Here is an 18248-nt window from a genome sequence, read left to right on the forward strand (position 1 = left end):
GCCGACTCGGACGCCGCCGTGGGCGGCGGGGCGGGTGCGGCCAGGTGACGCGCGCGGTGACGCCACCACCACCGGCCAAGGCCGCCACGGCCGGGGCCGCGACCCCCGCGAACGCCGAGGCCGCCACGGCCCGGGGGGCCGCCACGCCCGGGTGTGGCCCCCGATACACCGGGCGCGTTGCCCCTGCGGTGATTCGGGTCGGTGGGGTGCGCGATGCCATGGCGGGCCGGATAGGGTCGTGGGTATGACCCACCAGGTGCACGCCTTCGAACCGCCGGAGCGGTTCGTCGCCGGGACTGTCGGGCCGCCGGGGGAGCGCACGTTCTTCCTGCAGGCCCGCGGCGGCGGCAGGCTGGTCAGCGTCGCGCTGGAGAAGGTCCAGGTGTCCCTGCTCGCCGAGAAGCTGGAGGAGCTGCTCACCGAGGCGCAGCGTCGCTTCGGGGTGGACCTGCCCGAGTTGGCGCCGGTGATCGGCGACAACGAGCCGCTGGACACTCCGGTCGACGAGGAGTTCCGCGTCGGGACCCTCGGGCTGGCCTTCGACGTGGACACCGCGACCGTGGTGATCGAGGCGATCGCCGCCGGCGAGGTGGAGCCCGAGGTCGAGCTGGGCGACGAGGACGACGAAGACGACGAGGACGAGGACGACGAGCCGGACGAGGACCTGGACCGGCTCCGGGTCCGGCTCACCCCGCAGGCCACCCGCCAGTTCATCGAGCGGGCCCGGCGCGTGGTCAACGCGGGCCGGCCGCCGTGCCCCCTGTGCGGCCAGCCGTTGGATCCCGCCGGGCACCTGTGCCCGCGGCACAACGGTTACCACCGGTGACCTTGTCCGGCCTCGAGCCCCTGCGCGACGGTGACGCCGCGCTGCGGCTGCTGCGCGACGGCACGCTCGACCTGGAGGGCCGGCTGGTCGACGCGTCGAACACCACCCTGCGGGGCATCCTGACCCTCGACGGGGTCACGGCCCGCTGTGTCTACAAGCCGGTGCGCGGCGAGCGCCCGCTGTGGGACTTCCCGGACGGCACCCTCGCCGGGCGGGAGGTGTCGGCGTTCCTGGTCTCCGACGCCACCGGCTGGGGTCTGGTGCCGCCCACCGTGCTGCGCGACGGGCCGTTCGGCCCCGGCTCCTGCCAGCTCTGGATCGACGAGCCGGACGACGCCGAGCCGCTCGTCGGGTTCGTGCCGGCCGACGAGCTGCCGCCACGCTGGTTCCCCATCGCGGCGGCACGGGACGACGACGGCGTCGCGTACGCCCTCGCCCACGCCGACGACCCCCGGCTGGCCCGTCTCGCGGTGCTCGACGCGGTGATCAACAACGCGGACCGCAAGGGTGGCCACGTGCTGGTCGGCGCGGACGACCGGATCTACGGCGTGGACCACGGGGTGAGCTTCCACGTCGAGGGCAAGCTGCGGACGGTGCTGTGGGGTTGGGCCGGAAAGCAGTTGCCGCCGGACGCCGTGGAGATGCTCGACGGCCTTGCCGGGCAGGTCGCCGGGGCGCTCGGCGACGAGCTGGCCGATCACCTGACGATCAGCGAGATCGCCGAGTTGGCCGTCCGCATCGACGTTCTGCGCAAGACCGGCCGCTTTCCGCAGCCGCCGGAGGACTGGCCGGCGGTGCCCTGGCCGCCGATGTGAACCGCTGTCATCTTGATCACCCGTGGGGCGGCCCGGTGCCGCCTGAGGGCTGGTTAGGCTGAGGCCATGGAGTCTTGGGCGGGACACGAGGTGCCACGGCTGCCGGGCAGAGGCGAGCCGCTGGCGTTGTACGACTCGGCGCGGCAGGGCGTCCACCCGAGCGAGCCGGTCGACGCGGGAAGCATGTACGTCTGCGGCATCACCCCGTACGACGCCACCCACCTCGGCCACGCCGCCACCATGATCACGTTCGACCTGGTGCAGCGGATGTGGCGGGACGCCGGGCGCCCGGTGCGCTACGTGCAGAACGTCACCGACATCGACGACCCGCTGCTGGAGCGGGCCGCCCGCGACGGCGAGGACTGGGTGGTCCTGGCGATGCGGGAGACGGCGCTGTTCCGCGAGGACATGGAGGCGCTGCGGATCATCCCGCCGGAGCACTACGTGGGCGCCGTCGAGTCGATCCCGGACATCGCCGACAAGGTCGAGGTGCTGCTCAAGGATGGCGCCGCGTACCGGCTCGACGACGGCACCGGCGACGTCTACTTCGACATCTCCGCCACCGGCCGGTTCGGCTACGAGTCCAACCTGACCCGCGAGCAGATGCTGGAGATCTTCCCGGAGCGCGGCGGTGACCCGGCCCGCGCCGGCAAGCGCGACCCGCTCGATCCGCTGCTGTGGCGCGGCGCCCGCGAGGGGGAGCCGTCCTGGCCGGGCGGGGAGCTGGGCCCGGGCCGGCCGGGCTGGCACATCGAGTGCGCGGTCATCGCGCTGAACCTGCTCGGCGACCGGATCGACGTGCAGGGTGGCGGCAACGACCTGCTGTTCCCGCACCACGAGGCGTCCGCCGCGCACGCCGAGCGGCTCACCGGCCAGGCGCCGTTCGCCGAGCACTACGTGCACGCCGGGATGATCGGCCTGGACGGCGAGAAGATGTCCAAGTCGCGCGGCAACCTGGTCTTCGTCTCCCGGCTGCGCGCCGACAAGGTCGACCCGATGGCGATCCGGCTGGCGTTGATCTCCGGGCACTACCGCGGCGACCGCACGTGGACCGACGAGCTGCTCACGGCCGCGCAGGAGCGCCTGGACCGCTGGCGGCGGGCCGCCGCCGCGCCCGCCGGGCCGTCCGGGGCCGAGCTGCTGGCCGGGGTACGCGAACGCCTGGCCGACGACCTCGACACCCCGGGCGCCCTGGCCGTGGCCGACCGCTGGGCCGACGTGACCCTGTCCGGCGCCACGGATGACCCCGAGGCGCCGGCGCTCTTCGCCGCGACGGTCGACGCCCTTCTGGGCATCCGCCTCTAAGACTCGCGTCCGGCCCCGGCGTGCTTCCGGCGCTGCCCGGGGGCCCGGCGCCCCCCAGCGCGTACCGGGGAGGCTTTCTCTGGCCGGGTGGGTGTGGTTGTGGTGTGTCCTGTCGAGCTGCCCCGAATGTGGGGCGGTGAGGCGCACGAGCTGACGCAGCCTTCGGCGAGCTGGCCCGGCTCGCTGCGGACCTGATCGTCGGTGCGGCTCCGTCCCAAAGATGGGGCAGGTCGACAGGGCGCATACACCAACCCCGCCCCTCCGCTGCCGGCTTGCTGCGCGGTCCGCTGGCCCTCGGGGTGGGTCAGCCGAGGACCAGGCCAGGGTCCGGGTCCGGGTCGCGGGTGGGGGCGGGGATCTGGTACTCCTCGGTGAGGGTGGTCATCGGGCCGGGCCAGGTGGCCTGGGCCACCTCGATGGGCTTGCGGTTCGCGTCGAAGGCGACGTGCAGCAGGTGCAGCACCGGGGTGTCGGGCCGGATCTGGAGGGTCTCGGCCTCCTCCCGGCTGGGCTGGCGGGCGCTGATCGTGTCGGTGGCCGAGACGTACCGCCGGCCGGTGGCCTCCTCGGCCTCCTGGTAGAGCGGCCGGCCGAACGCCTCGGCGCGCTCCAGTGAGGTGCCGGCGGTGTCGGCGGGCAGGAACCAGGAGGCGCCCACCTCGACGGGGGAGTCGTCGGTGCGCACGAGGTGGCGGCGGCAGAGCAGGTCCGTGCCGTCGGAGACGCCGAACGCGTCGGCGACCTCGGCGGGCGCGGGGGCGCGGCCGACCGCGACGAGCTGCTGGCGGTACCGAGCGGCCAGGTCGGTGTGGTAGCCCCGGAAACCGCCGTACCGGCCCCGGGAGAGCCGGTTGAGTCGGCGCCGGGTGCCCCGGACGTACGTACCGGAGCCGGGTTTGGTGATCAGGATGCCCTCGACCCGCAGCTGGTCGACGGCGCGTTGCACGGTCTGCTTGGCGACGCCGAACATCTCGGCGATGGCCGGGATGGACGGCAGCCGCTCGCCCGGCCCCCAGTCACCGCGGCGGACCTGGTCCTTGAGTTGCGCGGCGATCTGCCGGTGGGGGAACTCGGCCGCGCCGGGGTTGATCTGCACACCCGCCTCCTTGATCACATCTAGGTTCCTAGGATGCCGTAGAGGGTGTGACGGCGCCACCCCGGACACGCGAAAACGGGCCCCCGGGACCACAAAGGTCCGAGGGCCCGCAGAGAACAGTGCTACCAGGAGCCGGCGGTGGGGCCGGCCGAACCGCCCCGACGCCGCAGGTACTTCTCGAACTCCTGCGCGATCTCGTCACCGGTCAACGGGGTGATGCCCTCGTCGCCGACCCGTTCCTCCAGCTCGCGGACGTACTCGCCCAGCTCGGCGTCCTGCTCGGCGGCGCTGCGCACCCGCTGCTCCCACTCGGCGGACTCCTCGGCCAGGTCGGCCATCGGCACCGGCAGGTCGACGACCTCCTCGACCCGGTGCAGCAGGGCGAGGGTGGCCTTGGGGCAGGGCGGGTTGTTGGCGTAGTGCGGCACGTGCACCCAGAACGACACGGCGTCGACCTCGGCGCGGGCGCAGGCGTCGTGCAGCACGCCGACGATGCCGGTCGGGCCGTCGTAGCGGGTCGGAGTGAGCTGGTAGCGCTCCGCGGCCTGCGCGTCGGAGGCGCTGCCGCTGATCGGCAACGGCCGGGTGTACGGCACGTCGGCCAGCAACGCGCCGAGCAGCACCACCCGCTCCACCTCCAGGCTGTGGCAGATCTCCAGAACCTGCTCGCAGAACGTCCGCCAGCGCATGCTCGGCTCGATGCCCCGGATCAGCACGACGTCCCGGTCGGTGCCCTCGGGGCTCGCCACCATGAACCGGGTCGTCGGCCACTCCACCCGGCGGGTCTCCCCGTCGGCCATGGTGATGGTGGGCCGGCTGACCTGGAAGTCGTAGAAGTCCTCCGGGTCCAGCTCGGCGATCTGCCGCGCGTTCCAGACCTGCTCCAGGTGCTCGACGGCCGCGGTGGACGCGTCGGCGGCGTCGTTCCAACCCTCGAATGCGGCAATGGCCACGGGGGACCGCAGTACCGGCAGTCCGTCGAACTCGGTCACGCCGTCACCTCACCCTGCTCGTCGCGGCCGACACCGGAACCGCGCCCGGTCGTCGGGCCGTGGTGCACGGCGGCGTCCCTGTTGTCCTTCACGTCCGCCAGCCTACGTGCCGGGCAGGGATGCGGCCCGTCGGCCGCGCCGGTCCGCCCGGTCCACCACCGGGCATACGGCGGCGAACCGGACAGCGTGATCCGCCCGACACAATATGGGATCGGGCCCGGACGGCGCTCGGGTTCACGCAGGATCGCACTAACCTGAACGGGTGCGGACTTCGTTGCTGGATGTGCTGGCCGATCGGATCCTCATCGCCGACGGGGCGATGGGCACGATGTTGCAGGCCGCTGACCTCACGCTCGACGACTTCGACGGGCTCGAAGGGTGCAACGAGATCCTCAACGTCACCCGTCCCGACGTGGTGCGGGGGGTGCACGACGCCTACCTGGCCGCCGGCGCGGACTGCGTGGAGACCAACACCTTCGGCGCCAACCTGGCCAACCTGGCCGAATATGACATCCCGCACCGCATCCGGGAGCTGTCGACGGCGGCCGCCCGGATCGCGCGGGAGGCCGCCGACGCGGCGAGCACCCCGGCCCGGCCCCGGTTCGTGCTGGGCTCGATGGGGCCGGGCACCAAGCTGCCGACCCTCGGGCACGCCGACTACGCGACCCTGCGCGACGCGTACCAGGAGAACGCCGCCGGCCTGATCGACGGCGGCGCGGACGCTCTGATCATCGAGACCTGCCAGGACCTGTTGCAGGTCAAGGCGGCGGTCGTCGGGTCGAAGCGGGCGATGGCCGAGCTGGGGCAGCAGGTGCCGATCATCTGCCAGGTGTCCGTGGAGACCACCGGCACGATGCTGGTGGGCAGCGAGATCGGCGCGGCCCTGGCCGCGATCGAGCCGCTCGGGGTGGACCTGATCGGGCTCAACTGCTCCACCGGCCCGGCCGAGATGAGCGAGCACCTGCGCTACCTGTCGCAGCACTCCCGCATCCCGGTGTCGGTGATGCCGAACGCCGGCCTGCCGGTGCTGACCGCCGACGGCGCGTACTTCCCGCTGACTCCCGTGGAGATGGCCGACGCCCTGGAGCGGTTCGTCACCGAGTACGGCGTGGGGCTCGTCGGCGGCTGCTGCGGCACCACGCCGGAGCACATCCGGGTGCTGGCCGAGCGGCTGCACGGCGTCACCGCCCCGGCCCGCGAGCCGCAGCACGAGGCGGGTGTCTCGTCGGTCTACCACCCGGTGCCGTTCGCCCAGGACGCGTCGGTGCTGATGGTGGGGGAGCGGACCAACGCCAACGGCTCGAAGGCGTTCCGGGAGGCGATGCTCGCCGGTGACTTCCGCGCCTGCGTGGAGATCGCCCGCAGCCAGGCCCGTGACGGCTCGCACCTGCTCGACCTGTGCGTGGACTACGTCGGGCGCGACGGCACCCGGGACATGCGCGAGCTGGCCGGCCGGTTCGCCACCGCGTCGACGCTGCCGATCATGCTGGACTCCACCGAGCCGGCCGTCGTCGAGGCCGGGCTGGAGATGCTCGGCGGCCGGTGCGTGGTCAACTCGGTCAACTTCGAGGACGGCGACGGCCCCGACTCCCGGTACGCGCGGGTCATGCCCGTCGTGCGCGAGCACGGCGCGGCGGTGGTGGCGCTGCTCATCGACGAGGAGGGCCAGGCGCGTACGAAGGAGTGGAAGGTCCGGGTCGCGGCACGGCTGATCGACGACCTGACCGGCCGGTGGGGGATGGACCGCGCCGACATCCTGATCGACGCGCTGACGTTCCCGATCGCCACCGGTCAGGAGGAGACTCGCCGCGACGGCATCGAGACGATCGAGGCGATCCGGGAGATCTCCACCCGCTACCCGGGGGTCAACTTCACCCTGGGCATCTCGAACATCTCCTTCGGGCTCAACCCGGCGGCCCGGCAGGTGCTCAACTCGGTGTTCCTGCACGAGTGCGTCCAGGCCGGCCTGACCTCGGCCATCGTGCACGCCAGCAAGATCCTGCCGATGTCGAAGATCCCCGACGAGCAGCGCGAGGTCGCGCTCGACCTGGTCTACGACCGGCGCCGCGAGGGGTACGACCCGGTGCAGCGCTTCCTGGAGCTCTTCGAGGGCGTCGACGTGACCAGCGCGCGCGCCACCCGTGCGCAGGAGCTGGCGGCGCTGCCCCTGGACGAGCGGCTCAAGCGGCGCATCATCGACGGTGAGCGCAACGGCCTGGAGGCCGACCTGGACGAGGCGATGGCCGGCGGCCGAACGCCGTTGTCGATCATCAACGACATCCTGCTGGACGGCATGAAGGTCGTCGGCGAGCTGTTCGGCTCCGGGCAGATGCAGCTGCCGTTCGTGCTCCAGTCGGCCGAGGTGATGAAGACCGCGGTGGCGTACCTGGAGCCGCACATGGAGACCACCGAGGACGGCGGCAAGGGCCGCATCGTGCTGGCCACCGTGCGCGGCGACGTGCACGACATCGGCAAGAACCTCGTCGACATCATCCTGTCCAACAACGGCTACGAGGTCGTCAACATCGGCATCAAGCAGCCGATCAGCGCCATCCTGGACGCCGCCGAGCAGCACCGCGCCGACGCGATCGGCATGTCCGGGCTGCTGGTCAAGAGCACGGTCATCATGAAGGAGAATCTGGCCGAGATGGCCACGCGCGGGGTCGCCGACCGCTGGCCGGTCCTGCTGGGTGGGGCGGCGCTGACCCGCGCGTACGTCGAGGACGACCTGCGGTCGATGTTCCCCGGTGAGGTGCACTACGCGCGGGACGCGTTCGAGGGTCTGTCCCTGATGGACAAGGTGATGACCGCCAAGCGCGGCGGAGCGCCGGTGATCGACCCGGAGCGGGAGGCGGCCCTGGCGGCCCGTCGTGCCCGCCGGGAACGGCAGCGCACCATGGTCACCGAGTCCCTGCCGGAGCTGCACGACTCCTCGGTGCGCTCCGATGTGGCGCTGGACGTGGAGGTGCCCGCCCCGCCGTTCTTCGGCACCCGGGTGGTCAAGGGTGTACCGATGGCCGACTACGCGGCGCTGCTCGACGAGCGGGCCACGTTCCGCGGGCAGTGGGGGCTCAACGGCGCCCGGGGTGGCAACGGGCCCTCCTACGACGAGCTGGTCGAGACCGAGGGCCGGCCGCGTCTGCGGTACTGGCTGGACCGGCTGATCGCCGACCAGGTCCTTGAGGCAGCCGTGGTGTACGGCTACTTCCCCGCGTACTCCGAAGGCAATGACCTGGTGGTGCTCGACGAGAACGGGCACGCGGAGCGCGCCCGGTTCTCCTTCCCCCGCCAGCGCCAGGAGCGACGGCTCTGCCTGGCCGACTTCTTCAAGCCCAAGGGCGACCAGCTCGATGTGGTCGCGCTGCAACTGGTCACCGTCGGGCAACCCGTCAGTGAGTACGCGGCGAAGCTGTTCGCCCGCAACGAGTACCGCGACTACCTGGAGGTGCACGGGCTGTCCGTGCAGCTCACCGAGGCCCTCGCCGAGTACTGGCACCGGCGCATCCGCGCCGAGCTGACCCTGCCCGACGGGCGTCCGCTGGGCCACGACGACCCGAGCGACCTGGCCGGAATCCTGCGCAACGACTACCGGGGCTGCCGGTACGCGTTCGGCTACCCGGCCTGCCCCGACCTGGAGGATCGGGCGAAGATCGTGGATCTGCTCGGGTCGGAGCGGATCGGCGTGGAGCTGTCCGAGGAGTTCCAGCTGATGCCGGAGCAGGCCACCGACGCCATCGTGGTCCACCACCCGGAAGCGAGCTACTTCAACGCCAAGTAACGATTACGTCTAGACCATTTAGATCCTTGCCAGCGTGCGGAATTCGTTTGGGCGCATGTGAGGATGCCTACATGGAACGGACACTGAGTCGGCGGGCGGCCTCGGACGCGGTCAGCGACCAGGGATGGCGGTATTTGCTGGGCGCGTTGCGCACGTCGGTCCCCGTCGGCTCATTGGTCCAGGCAACTGAGGTGGCGGCGCGCGTGGTGGCGGCGTGCGGCAGCCATGCCGATCAGCACCTACGCGTTGATATCCGGCCAGACCGGGTTGTCATGACCCTGCAATCGTTGGATCAGGCGGCGCTTACCGCTTGCGATATCGACCTGGCGCATCAAGTTTCCGCCGCCATTTGGAATGTCGGGCTACGGACGGAGCCTGAGATTGGTACGGGAGCGCCCCGGTCGGTCCAGCTCGTGGAGATCGCTATCGACGCGCTCGACATCGCAGCGGTCAGGCCGTTCTGGAAGGCCGTGCTGGGCTACACGGACGAGGCGGGAGCCGACGGTCCGAAGGATCCGATCGTCGACCCGGTCGGGCAGGGTCCGGCGATCTGGTTTCAGCAAATGGATCAGCCACGCCGGGACCGGAATCGCATCCACTTCGACATCTGTGTCCCGCACGACGAATCTCCACGGCGGATCGAAGCCGCGCTGACGGCCGGTGGCCGACTTGTATCCGCGTCCCATGCTCCCGCCTTCTGGGTTCTCGCCGATATCGAGGGTAACGAGGCTTGTGTGACGACCTGGCAGGGCCGAGACGACTCGTAGACCGGGCTGACCGGCCATCGAGGAGACAGCCCGCAGTCAATCCCGGTCCTGGCCGGTATCCGGGTACCCGGATCGGGTGGTGGACGCTGCTACCGGGCACTCGTTACTCGCTACGACAAACCCGCCGTCCGCTACCAAGCTACCGCCCACATCGTCGCGATCAACGAGTGGCTCTTTTCCATGACCACCATCATGCCTAGGGCGGCCCACGCACGCAGGTAGCCGGCCGCGTGTGCGCCGGCAAGGGCAGGATCATCGCCGGCATCCGCAATCGCGGGCGCAGGTGTCGCCGCTGCGAGATCAGCCAGGGCGGCGCTTGGGTGACGACCGGCTCGGGCGCCACCGGACGAGCACGGACCACGCCGGTAGCGGATGGCCGACAGAGCAGCAGGTAGACGCCCGTGATTGTTGCCTAAGGGCAAGCGGTCGTCGTGGTATGCCACCGAGGCTAGTACTCCAGCCGGAGATCGTGATCCGAACCTTCATGCCGTCTTCGCTGGTACGACAGCAGCACGGGGGCGCAACCCAGCCATTGTTACGGTCAGCAGAAGAGCAGCACGGGACGGCAGAATGCCGGGATGCATCGAAGCACCAGGGGTCGGGACCGTGCAGACGGACGCAGTGTCGGTGGCGCTTCGGTGCCAGGCCCGGCGATAGGAGGGCGGAGCCTGGCCCGTCGCGTCGGCCAAGCGTCGGCCGCAGTCGCTGTAGTCCTTCTCGTGGTGGGGCTGGTGATCCTGTCGCCCATCGCACTGCGAGCTGTGAGCCTGGGAGAGGCGGAAGACTGGGGCCGGTTAAGTGATATCGGCCAGACCTACGGAGCCACGTCGGCGGTCCTGTCGGCACTTGCGCTCGGAGGCGTAGCGGCGTCGCTGCTGCTCCAGGCCCGCCAGACCAGAGCGGAACGGATCCAGGCCATCCGCGGTTTCCACGCGGATCTGATCCGGATGCAACTCGATGATTTACCTGTTTACCTGCCCTGCTGGGGTCCGCTGGACTTGCCCGATGACACCGCCAAGCGGCAGCACATCTACACCAACCTGCTGTTGCAGTACGCCTGGATGGGCTACGAGATTGGCACCATCTCGGAGCCGCTGCTTCGGGACATGCTGGGCGGCATGTTTCGTGGCGACGTCGCTCGGCGTTTCTGGCTGATGGCTCGGGGGTCCTGGGCGGCGAGTACGGCGGGGACGAGGCGAGGACGACGCTTTCTCCTGATCATTGATGAGGAGCATTCCAGAACTTTGTTGACCGAACCGAGAGTGCGCGCAGCGGGGCCTGAAGATGGCCTCAGTCCCGTCCGAATCTCCGTCCCAGCGGCCGCTCGCCTATTGAACTGCGTCGTCATCGGCGTTGCGGCGAGTATCTCGGCAGGCCTGGTATGGCGCCGGCTGCGATCAGCTCGTACTCCAGCCAGAGATGTTGGTCTGATCCGGGGGAGGGCTCACCCGGGGCCGGAGCGGGTGCAGCCACCATCGAGCATGGACGGTTGTGTGGACTGAGCATGACGCGGCGGTGACTGCCGGATACAGGGTAGACGCCCAGCGGTGGCGGGTGTTGTTCGATGACCTGATGCTGACGACCGGGCAGCGTCTCCGCAGGCCGGAGCCTCGTCGTCGGGTGCGTGACTTCGTCCGGGGCTTGCTGGCGCCGTTACCACGAAAGAACTGCTGGACGATCGCGGAGCATGCGGGTGACAGGGGTCTGGACGGAATGCAGGACCTGCTGACCCGGGTGAAGTGGGACGATGCCGAGGTCCGCGCCGATGTTCGCGAGTTCGTCGGCCACCACCTCGGTGATGCCGAGGCGGTACTGGCCATCGACGAGACCGGCGATCTGAAGAAGGGCCGGCACACCGTCGGCGTGCAGCGGCAGTATTCGGGCACCGCCGGGAAGATCGAGAACTGTCAGGTCGCCGTGCACCTCGTCTACGCCACCGATGCTGTTCACGCGATGCTCGACACGGCGCTCTACCTGCCCAGGTCCTGGTGCGACGACGCCGAGCGCCGCGCCGAGGCCGGTGTCCCTGAGCAGGTGCGGTTCGCGACCAAGCCGCAGCTCGCGTCTCGGATGATCGCCGCGGCGGTCACCGCCGCGCTGCCATGTCGATGGGTGGCCGGCGACGAGGCCTACGGCAACGATCCGCATCTGGGCGCACGGCTTCGTGAGCTGCGACTGGGCTACGTCCTGGCCGTGGCCTGTTCGCATCAGGTGATCACCGGCCTTGGCGTCTGCCGCGTTGACGTGCTAGCCGCCGGTCTTCCTGCCACCGCCTGGCAGCGGGTGTCCGCCGGTCGAGGCGCGAAAGGCTATCGCTACTACGACTAGTCCTCTACCGCACTGCCACACGCCGCCGACGCCCACGGCGGGCACCACTGGCTGCTGATCCGCCGCAACCGCAGGACTGGCGAGCTGGCCTTCTACCGCTGCTGGACACCCGAGGCCGTCCCGCTACGCAGCCTCGTCCTGGTGGCCGGCCGCCGCTGGAAGATCGAAGAATCGTTTCAAACGATCGTTGCGCGGCTCGTCACTCGTACCGGTACTTCAGCGAGTCCGCCTCCGCCTGCTCGATGTCGGCGATCGTCAGCTCCGGCATCCGCAGCTGGGCCAGCGTCACCTCGGCCGAGGTCGGCTGCGCGTCCGCTGGCAGCCACCGCTCGGGCTCCCAGACCCCGGTGCGCAGGAGCGACTTGGGGCAGTGCGGGTAGACCTCCTCGATTCCCACCACCAGCGCACTGGCCGGCGGCTTACCCACGGCGGTCAGCTGCGACAGCAGGTCGGGGCGGGTGGAGACGCAGGCTCGGCCGTTCACCCGAAGCGTCGTGGTGCGCCCGGGGATGATGAACAGCAGCCCGGCCCGTCCGGTGGCGATGACGTTCTGCAGCGTGTCCAGGCGCTTGTTGCCAGTCGCGTCTGGGATCGCCACCGTCCGTGCGTCCAGGACGGCCACGAACCCGGCGGGGCCGCCGCGCGGGGAGACGTCGCAGTTGCCCTCGGCGTCCACGCTCGCGATCAGGACAAGCGCCGCACAGCCGATCAACCGCCGGGTCTGCTCGGTGAGTTCGGTCATCTGTTTCCGCACGGCCGCCTCGCTGGGGAGGTCGTAGGCCCGGCGCAGCGCTTGCTGGTCGGGCACCGCGTCGAGGCGGAGCGAGTCGAAGGCGGTGGTGGCAGGGGCTGGCGTCATGCCGCCGACCCTATTGGGCAGCCAGAAGCCGTGGGGGACCGTGCTGCTGGCGGGTGCTCGGACCCGCAGCTCAGATCGCCCCGGACGCTCTGAGGTCGCGGCCGACCCAGGTGGCGACGCACACCTCGTTGCCCTCCGCGTCGGCCAGAACCCACCACATCGGCGCGTGCGCGTCGGAAACCAGCTGGCCGCCGGCGGCCAGGGCGGCGGCGATGCGCGCCTCGGCCTGATCGTGCGGAACAGCGATGTCGAGATGCATGCGGTTCCGTTGCGGGCGCGGCACGTCCATCTGCTGCACGCCGAACCCGGGGCCGCGGCGCGACGGGTCGTAGAGGTAGTCGTCGCCGATCTGGGAGTAGCCGAGCACCGCACGCCAGAACGGCAGCACCTCCGCGCTGACGAGCGCGTCGAGGGTGAGGTTGATGACCTGCACGGCGGTCGGATCGGCGGAGAGGCCCCGCTCCCTGGCGGCGGCCGAGATCCGCCTGGCCAGCCCGGCATCGCGCCGGGACAGGGACACCGTCACGCCGGTGCCGCGTACGTCGATGGTCAGAATCCGCTGCTCGGCCTCGTCGGTGAGGCGGCCGATCTCATCGACGAACGCGATGCCCTCGGTCAACGAACCGGTGGGGAAGTGAGCGGAGACCAGGTGATACAGGGAGCGCCAGTCCTCCACACCCTCGGCCGCGTGAAACTCGCTGGCCGTGATCTGCCGCGTCATGCCAGCGAACCTAACATCGGACGCCCCAACCGGAGTTCGGGTGCCGGCTGCCCGCGACGTGGAGGGGCGACAGCCTGGTTGGCCACGATGACCCCGGTGGGTGGTCAGCGTGTCCCTGGCCGGATCTGGGTGACGGCAGCGTAGGCGACGCTTCCGAGCAGAGCGCCGAGTGCGGCGAACAGGATGCCGTCCCAGGGCTGCGGTAGCGACCCTTTCAACAGCACCGCAGCGGCAAGGGCCGCTGGCACTGCGATCAGCACCGCTGAGCCCAGTGCCCACCGTGACCGTCGGTCATCCGTGCGATGCAGGAAGCCCAACGCGCTGAGAATCGCGAGCATCCCGTCGGAGTAGAATTAGGACAGCGCCAGGACGAGGAGAGTTCCCATGGTGAGGCCAAGGGCCCAACGCCGGAGGGCGGTGCCAAGCGACACGACGCCCGGCTGGGCGACATCGCCTCTGCCGCTCAGGTCATCGGCCGTGCTCGCCACCGCGCCTGGGAGCCGGTCATCCACGACCCGATGATCGCACACCCGGTTGTACTCCCCGCCGAGGTCGATCCCGGGAGGGCAGCCTGCCAGCCATACCGCCCCACGTCGGGAGGGTGTGGCGTTGACGCAGCCGCCTTCGAGCGAGCGCGGCCCAGGCGTCGCACGGCGAGAGAAAAACCAGTCGGGACCCTTTCCGTGTCGAGAACCCGCTGGTGGCTTCGTCTCGGGGGAGGATGCGACCACGGCGGCGCACCAGAGCGAGGAGATCCCGCATGGCGATCCAGCGGATGGACAACGTCCTCATTGTCGTCAACGACCTCGACGCTGTCATCGCGTTCTTCGTCGAACTCGGCATGGAGCTGGAGGGCAGGGGGCCGGTCGAGGGACGGTGGGTGGAGCGTGTGATCGGCATCGACGACGTCCGGCAGGAGGTCGCGATGCTGCGGACCCCGGACGGTCACGGCAAGGTCGAGCTGGCGATGTTCCACACGCCGAAGGCGATCAGCCCCGCACCGGAGAACGCGCCCGCGAACACCCTGGGGATCCGTCGGATCATGTTCGCCGTCGACGACATCGAGGACGTCATCGCCCGACTGCGTACGCATGGGGCCGAACTCGTCGGGGAGGTCGAGCGGTACGAGGACATCTTCCTGCTCTGTTACCTGCGTGGCCCGGAGGGCATCATCGTCGGACTGGCCGAGCACCTCCGCTGAGCCGCGAGAGTCAGGCCCCGACCTCGGCGACCATGGTGTCCGCGTCCGTGAACGACTCGACAGTGCGGAACCCTTCGGACGCGTAGAGACGGGCGGCGGCGTTCGCCCGCTCCACGCTCAGCGACACGGTACGGATGCCGCGGTCCCGCGCGGCGTCCAGGACGGCGCGCAGCAGCGCCCGGCCCACACCCCGCCCTCGCCACTCTCGCCGCACACCGATGGTCAGCTCCGGCACGTCGTCGGCGACGTACCCGTAGCCGGGATCTTCGGCGCTCAGGTGCCGGAACCAGGCGGCGCCGAGCGGCCGGTGAGCGGGGTCGACCGCGACCACACCGACGTCGGTCGGCCGCATCCACCCCGTGACGTAGTGGGCCAGCGCGGGATCCGCCAGGATCCGCTCGCGAGGCCAGTCGCGCTCGGGCTGCCAGTTCACGGCCTCGACGAGCATGTCCACCAGGAACTCGGCGTCGGCCGGGGTGGCCGCGCGGATGTCGAAGTCGGTCACCGCGCCAGCCTCGCACACATGATCGTGCGGTTGCCCGGAGGCGGGAGCCGGGACCAATGCTGGACAACACGTCACGCTGGCGTACGACGTGAGTGTCGCCGACAGCACGGGCGGTGGAGTCCGGGGTGGTTACCGCCGCCCCGGACTCCACCCGTCACGCGGTCCGGTAGGCCAGCAGCACCGTCTGCGTCACGGTGTTGCCGGCGGTGCCGGTGGCCGTCACGCGCAGCGCGACGAAACCCGGCCGGCGGGGATGGGCGACGAGGGCGACACCGTGCAGCACCGGCAGCGCGACCCACGGGAGGAGGAGTCAGGGCGGCACCGCCACTGGTGGAGCCAACAACTTCAGGGTTGTTGCGGCCTCCCGGCGCAGGGAGACCACGATATCCCCGAAGTTGCGCAGATCTTGGGGAGTCGGTCCGGTCGGCGCGGCTTCGCCGCAGCACTGCCACTGAGCGCGGCGCTCACGGCGACCGCCGCCTTCGTTACGCTCGCGGCATGTTCCGTGCGGCCCGGCCCGACGACTTCGCGCAGATCATCCACCTGTACCGGCAGTTGAACCCGGACGATCCGGTGCTGGACGACGGCACCGATGCGGCGGCCTTCGCGCAGATCCTCGGCTCACCCGGGCTGCGTCTGTTCGTCCTCGACCTGGACGGGGTCGTCGTCGCCACGACGTACCTCAACGTGATCCCCAACCTCAGCCGGTCGGCATCGCCGTACGCCGTCATCGAGAACGTCGTCGTCGACGAATCCCGACGCGGCACCGGGCTCGGTCGGCAGATCATGGCCGGCACGCTCCAGGCCGCCTGGGACGCCGGTTGCTACAAGGCGATGCTGATGACGGGTTCGCAGAACCTGGCGACCCACGCGTTCTACCGCGCCTGCGGGTTCTCCGCCGACGTCAAGACGGCGTACCTCGCGCGCCCAACCGGCTAGCCAGGGAAGGTTTCGCGCAGCGCCGGGTCCAGCGCGCGGCCGGTCGTCGGCTCGATGAACAACTCCGCGAGCAGGAGGTCGGCGAGGTAGGTGGGATTGATCCCGGACTCCTTGCGACTGAGGGCCTGCAACGCGCCGCCGAGCCGCAGGGCCGTGCGTGCCGCGCCGGCCGGTAGCCGGCCGACCCTGCGGCGTCGGCCGACCGCGTCGGCGATGCGCGCGATCATGTCGTGCCAGGTGAGGTTCTCGTCGGCGACCGGAATGTCCGCGCCGCTGGCCTGCTCCAGGGCGTCGGCCGCGACCTCGGCCACGCTGCGCGCCGAAGCCGCCGCGCTTCCGCCGGTCGGCGCGACCAGAGGTGTACGCGAGCGCGCCCACCGGTCCAGCGGACCGGCCCAGTTCGGCAGCCGGTCGCCGGCCCGGCCGAAGACGAAGGGCAGTTCGAGTACGGCGACCGGCAGACCCGCCCCGGCGGCGGCGCGCCCCTCCCGGGCCTGCTCCAGGCGGCAGCGGATGTACGTGTGCCGCTCGGCGAGCCGCCACTGCGGGTGCGACCGGTCAAAGTACGTGTAGTACGAGCCCATGATCACGCCACGGGTGAGGCCCTGGGCGCGGGCGGCGGTGAACAGGCGTACCACCGGATCGACGTTGTCGCGCCGGAACTGCGGGTAGATCGGCGTGGGCAGCGGCCGCTGCTCGTCGGTCCGGGTGGCGTACACGACGCCGTCGTGACCGGCGAGCAGCGACCGCAGGTCGTCGATCGAGGCGGACTCGACGTCGAGCAGGTGGTCGACTCCCTGCTGGGCGGTACGCGCCACCGCGGTCGTGGCATGACCGCGCTCGCGCAGCACCTCCACGACGTGCGCGCCGATCAGGCCACTGCCACCCACCACGAGAATCCGCACGCTGAATCGTCCACTCTGCAGTGGGGTGCGTGTCAAGCACGCGGCGGCTGCGGGTGCGACGGGGGCAGGGCGCGACCACAATGGCGTCCGGAGGTGATGGAGGATGATCGACCAGGAGAGCGTTCCGCGGCTGACGTCGGTGGTGCTCGACGGCACCGACGTGCGGAAGTTGGCGGAGTTCTACCGGCAGCTCATGGGCTTCGTCTATCGACCCGGCGACGAGCCACCCGTGGACGGCCGACCCGACGAGCGCGGCCGTGACTGGTTGGTGCTCAGGTCCCCGGACGGTGGCCCACAGATCGCGTTCCAGCAAATCGACGACCTGCCCGAGGCGACGTGGCCGAAGAACGACGTGCCACAACAGCTACACCTGGACCTGACCGTGGACTCCGTCGACGAGCTGCTGGTTCAACACGAGCGTGTGCTGCGCCTCGGCGGCCGGCTGCGCTACGACCGGATCGAGGACCCGGACGAGCCGTTGCGCGTGTACGCCGACCCGGCCGGCCACCCGTTCTGCATCATGGTGGGATAGTGGCGTGGCACCCGTGCGACCGGGGTGCTGACGGTCGTCGAGAACGGGGTCGAGGATGCGGGAACCGCGCGCCTTCTGGGTGGACGAGCAGTTCGACCGCGAGCACGGCACCGGCGGGCACGGTCGCTACGAGGCCGAGGTGCTCCGCCGGATCGACGAATTCGCCGAGACGTGGGGCGACTTCGCGCCGGTCGCGTTCGCCGCGACGGCCTGGCGGGTGGCCAGCGAGCTGTCGCCCGGCTTCGTCCTGTGGCACCGGCGCATCATTTCGGCGACCTGCGAACGCAGTCCGTGGGACGGCGGCATGGTCTGCGCGGTCACCGTGGCCTCCCGCTGGCCCGCGGAGCTGACCTGAACCAAGCAGTGGCAACGCGACCGTGGTTGGCGGGACTGGCCGCAGCTGTTCGGCCAGTTCACCACGCCCACCGAGCAGGACCGGACGCGTAGTCCGCATCTTCGCGCGCTGCTCCAGGTGGAGGCGCCGCTGCCGCTCGAGGGCCTGCCGCCGACACCCGACGGCCCGGACGACGACGTCGCCGCCGCGGCACGTCGGGCGGTCGTGGTGCTGGCCCGGGAACTCAACGACCTGCTGTCGAGTTGCCCGATCATCGGCGCCAGCAGTGCTGCCAGTACCCGTCGGTGAACTTCACTTCTCGGCTCCTGCCGTGATGCCGCGCGC

General features: G+C 70.7%; 19 protein-coding genes and 1 pseudogene. 12 read left to right on the forward strand and 8 right to left on the reverse strand.

All coding sequences use genetic code 11. The features are described 5' to 3' along the window. Positions 1-244 precede the first annotated feature (244 nt). The 3 genes from AB0J68_RS09350 to mshC all read left to right on the forward strand — a co-directional run bounded on the left by AB0J68_RS09350 (position 245) and on the right by mshC (position 2946). Positions 245-826, forward strand: a complete 582-nt coding sequence (locus AB0J68_RS09350; protein ID WP_354863290.1) for a DUF3090 domain-containing protein — start codon at positions 245-247, stop codon at positions 824-826. Then, positions 823-1641 carry an SCO1664 family protein gene (locus AB0J68_RS09355; protein WP_354863291.1) on the forward strand — a complete coding sequence of 273 codons (819 nt, stop codon included), beginning with the start codon at positions 823-825 and terminating at the stop codon, positions 1639-1641. Before AB0J68_RS09350 ends, AB0J68_RS09355 begins: the two co-directional genes overlap by 4 nt. A gap of 66 nt (positions 1642-1707) precedes the next feature. Continuing rightward, positions 1708-2946 (forward strand): cysteine--1-D-myo-inosityl 2-amino-2-deoxy-alpha-D-glucopyranoside ligase, encoded by a 1239-nt coding sequence (mshC, locus tag AB0J68_RS09360; protein ID WP_363937466.1) that lies wholly within the window; start codon positions 1708-1710, stop codon positions 2944-2946. Positions 2947-3250: 304 nt separating this feature from the next. On the opposite strand, the gene AB0J68_RS09365 is transcribed toward mshC, so the two are convergent. Both AB0J68_RS09365 and AB0J68_RS09370 read right to left on the reverse strand, forming a co-directional pair. Continuing rightward, entirely contained in the window at positions 3251-4042 is a 792-nt protein-coding gene (locus AB0J68_RS09365; protein ID WP_363937468.1) for a GntR family transcriptional regulator, read from the reverse strand. Between the two features lie 122 nt (positions 4043-4164). Next, a complete protein-coding gene (locus tag AB0J68_RS09370; protein WP_145782100.1) occupies positions 4165-5034 on the reverse strand; it encodes a PAC2 family protein in 870 nt (289 codons plus the stop codon). Between the two features lie 262 nt (positions 5035-5296). Between AB0J68_RS09370 and metH the strand changes: the two genes are divergently transcribed. The 4 genes and pseudogenes from metH to AB0J68_RS09390 all read left to right on the forward strand — a co-directional run. Further along, a complete protein-coding gene (gene metH, locus AB0J68_RS09375; protein WP_363937471.1) occupies positions 5297-8812 on the forward strand; it encodes a methionine synthase in 3516 nt (1171 codons plus the stop codon). Between the two features lie 71 nt (positions 8813-8883). Beyond that, positions 8884-9579, forward strand: a complete 696-nt coding sequence (locus tag AB0J68_RS09380) for a VOC family protein (protein WP_354861890.1) — start codon at positions 8884-8886, stop codon at positions 9577-9579. Between the two features lie 719 nt (positions 9580-10298). After that, positions 10299-11081, forward strand: a complete 783-nt coding sequence (locus AB0J68_RS09385) for a DUF6082 family protein (RefSeq protein ID WP_355137087.1) — start codon at positions 10299-10301, stop codon at positions 11079-11081. Positions 11082-11094: 13 nt separating this feature from the next. Beyond that, positions 11095-12087, forward strand: a pseudogene (locus tag AB0J68_RS09390) (IS701 family transposase); the annotation flags it as partial. 19 nt (positions 12088-12106) lie between these two features. Here the strand turns inward: AB0J68_RS09390 and AB0J68_RS09395 are convergent. From AB0J68_RS09395 to AB0J68_RS09405, 3 genes are all read right to left on the reverse strand, one after another. Further along, entirely contained in the window at positions 12107-12766 is a 660-nt protein-coding gene (locus AB0J68_RS09395; protein WP_363937474.1) for an MSMEG_1061 family FMN-dependent PPOX-type flavoprotein, read from the reverse strand. A gap of 70 nt (positions 12767-12836) precedes the next feature. Next, positions 12837-13487 carry a VOC family protein gene (locus AB0J68_RS09400; RefSeq protein WP_355137091.1) on the reverse strand — a complete coding sequence of 217 codons (651 nt, stop codon included), beginning with the start codon at positions 13485-13487 and terminating at the stop codon, positions 12837-12839. A gap of 104 nt (positions 13488-13591) precedes the next feature. Continuing rightward, complete coding sequence (locus AB0J68_RS09405; protein ID WP_354861883.1) at positions 13592-13825, reverse strand: hypothetical protein; 234 nt, start codon at positions 13823-13825, stop codon at positions 13592-13594. 422 nt (positions 13826-14247) lie between these two features. Here AB0J68_RS09405 and AB0J68_RS09410 point away from each other — a divergent pair, with 422 nt between their 5' ends. Further along, the gene (locus AB0J68_RS09410; RefSeq protein ID WP_354861881.1) at positions 14248-14688 is read left to right on the forward strand and encodes a VOC family protein; all 441 of its coding nucleotides are present in this window, start codon (positions 14248-14250) and stop codon (positions 14686-14688) included. A gap of 10 nt (positions 14689-14698) precedes the next feature. Here AB0J68_RS09410 and AB0J68_RS09415 read toward each other — a convergent pair whose 3' ends face one another. Together AB0J68_RS09415 and AB0J68_RS09420 are read right to left on the reverse strand one after the other, a co-directional pair. Beyond that, entirely contained in the window at positions 14699-15193 is a 495-nt protein-coding gene (locus AB0J68_RS09415; RefSeq protein ID WP_363937479.1) for a GNAT family N-acetyltransferase, read from the reverse strand. 154 nt (positions 15194-15347) lie between these two features. Further along, on the reverse strand, positions 15348-15476 hold the full coding sequence (locus tag AB0J68_RS09420) for a hypothetical protein (protein WP_354861878.1): 129 nt from the start codon (positions 15474-15476) through the stop codon (positions 15348-15350). A gap of 215 nt (positions 15477-15691) precedes the next feature. Between AB0J68_RS09420 and AB0J68_RS09425 the strand changes: the two genes are divergently transcribed. After that, positions 15692-16132: a GNAT family N-acetyltransferase gene (locus tag AB0J68_RS09425; protein WP_355137097.1), complete on the forward strand. Its 441-nt coding sequence runs from the start codon at positions 15692-15694 to the stop codon at positions 16130-16132. On the opposite strand, the gene AB0J68_RS09430 is transcribed toward AB0J68_RS09425, so the two are convergent. Next, positions 16129-17037: an NAD(P)H-binding protein gene (locus AB0J68_RS09430; RefSeq protein ID WP_363937482.1), complete on the reverse strand. Its 909-nt coding sequence runs from the start codon at positions 17035-17037 to the stop codon at positions 16129-16131. The genes AB0J68_RS09425 and AB0J68_RS09430 overlap by 4 nt on opposite strands. A 103-nt stretch (positions 17038-17140) precedes the next feature. Between AB0J68_RS09430 and AB0J68_RS09435 the strand changes: the two genes are divergently transcribed. The 3 genes from AB0J68_RS09435 (at position 17141) to AB0J68_RS09445 (ending at position 18212) form a co-directional block, all read left to right on the forward strand. Continuing rightward, complete coding sequence (locus AB0J68_RS09435) at positions 17141-17569, forward strand: VOC family protein (RefSeq protein ID WP_354861873.1); 429 nt, start codon at positions 17141-17143, stop codon at positions 17567-17569. Positions 17570-17624: 55 nt separating this feature from the next. Next, positions 17625-17924: a hypothetical protein gene (locus tag AB0J68_RS09440; protein ID WP_363937485.1), complete on the forward strand. Its 300-nt coding sequence runs from the start codon at positions 17625-17627 to the stop codon at positions 17922-17924. A gap of 117 nt (positions 17925-18041) precedes the next feature. Continuing rightward, positions 18042-18212 (forward strand): hypothetical protein, encoded by a 171-nt coding sequence (locus AB0J68_RS09445; RefSeq protein WP_363937488.1) that lies wholly within the window; start codon positions 18042-18044, stop codon positions 18210-18212. Positions 18213-18248: the final 36 nt, after the last annotated feature.

The organism is Micromonospora sp. NPDC049580 (assembly GCF_040675595.1).
Taxonomy (GTDB): Bacteria; Actinomycetota; Actinomycetes; order Mycobacteriales; family Micromonosporaceae; genus Micromonospora.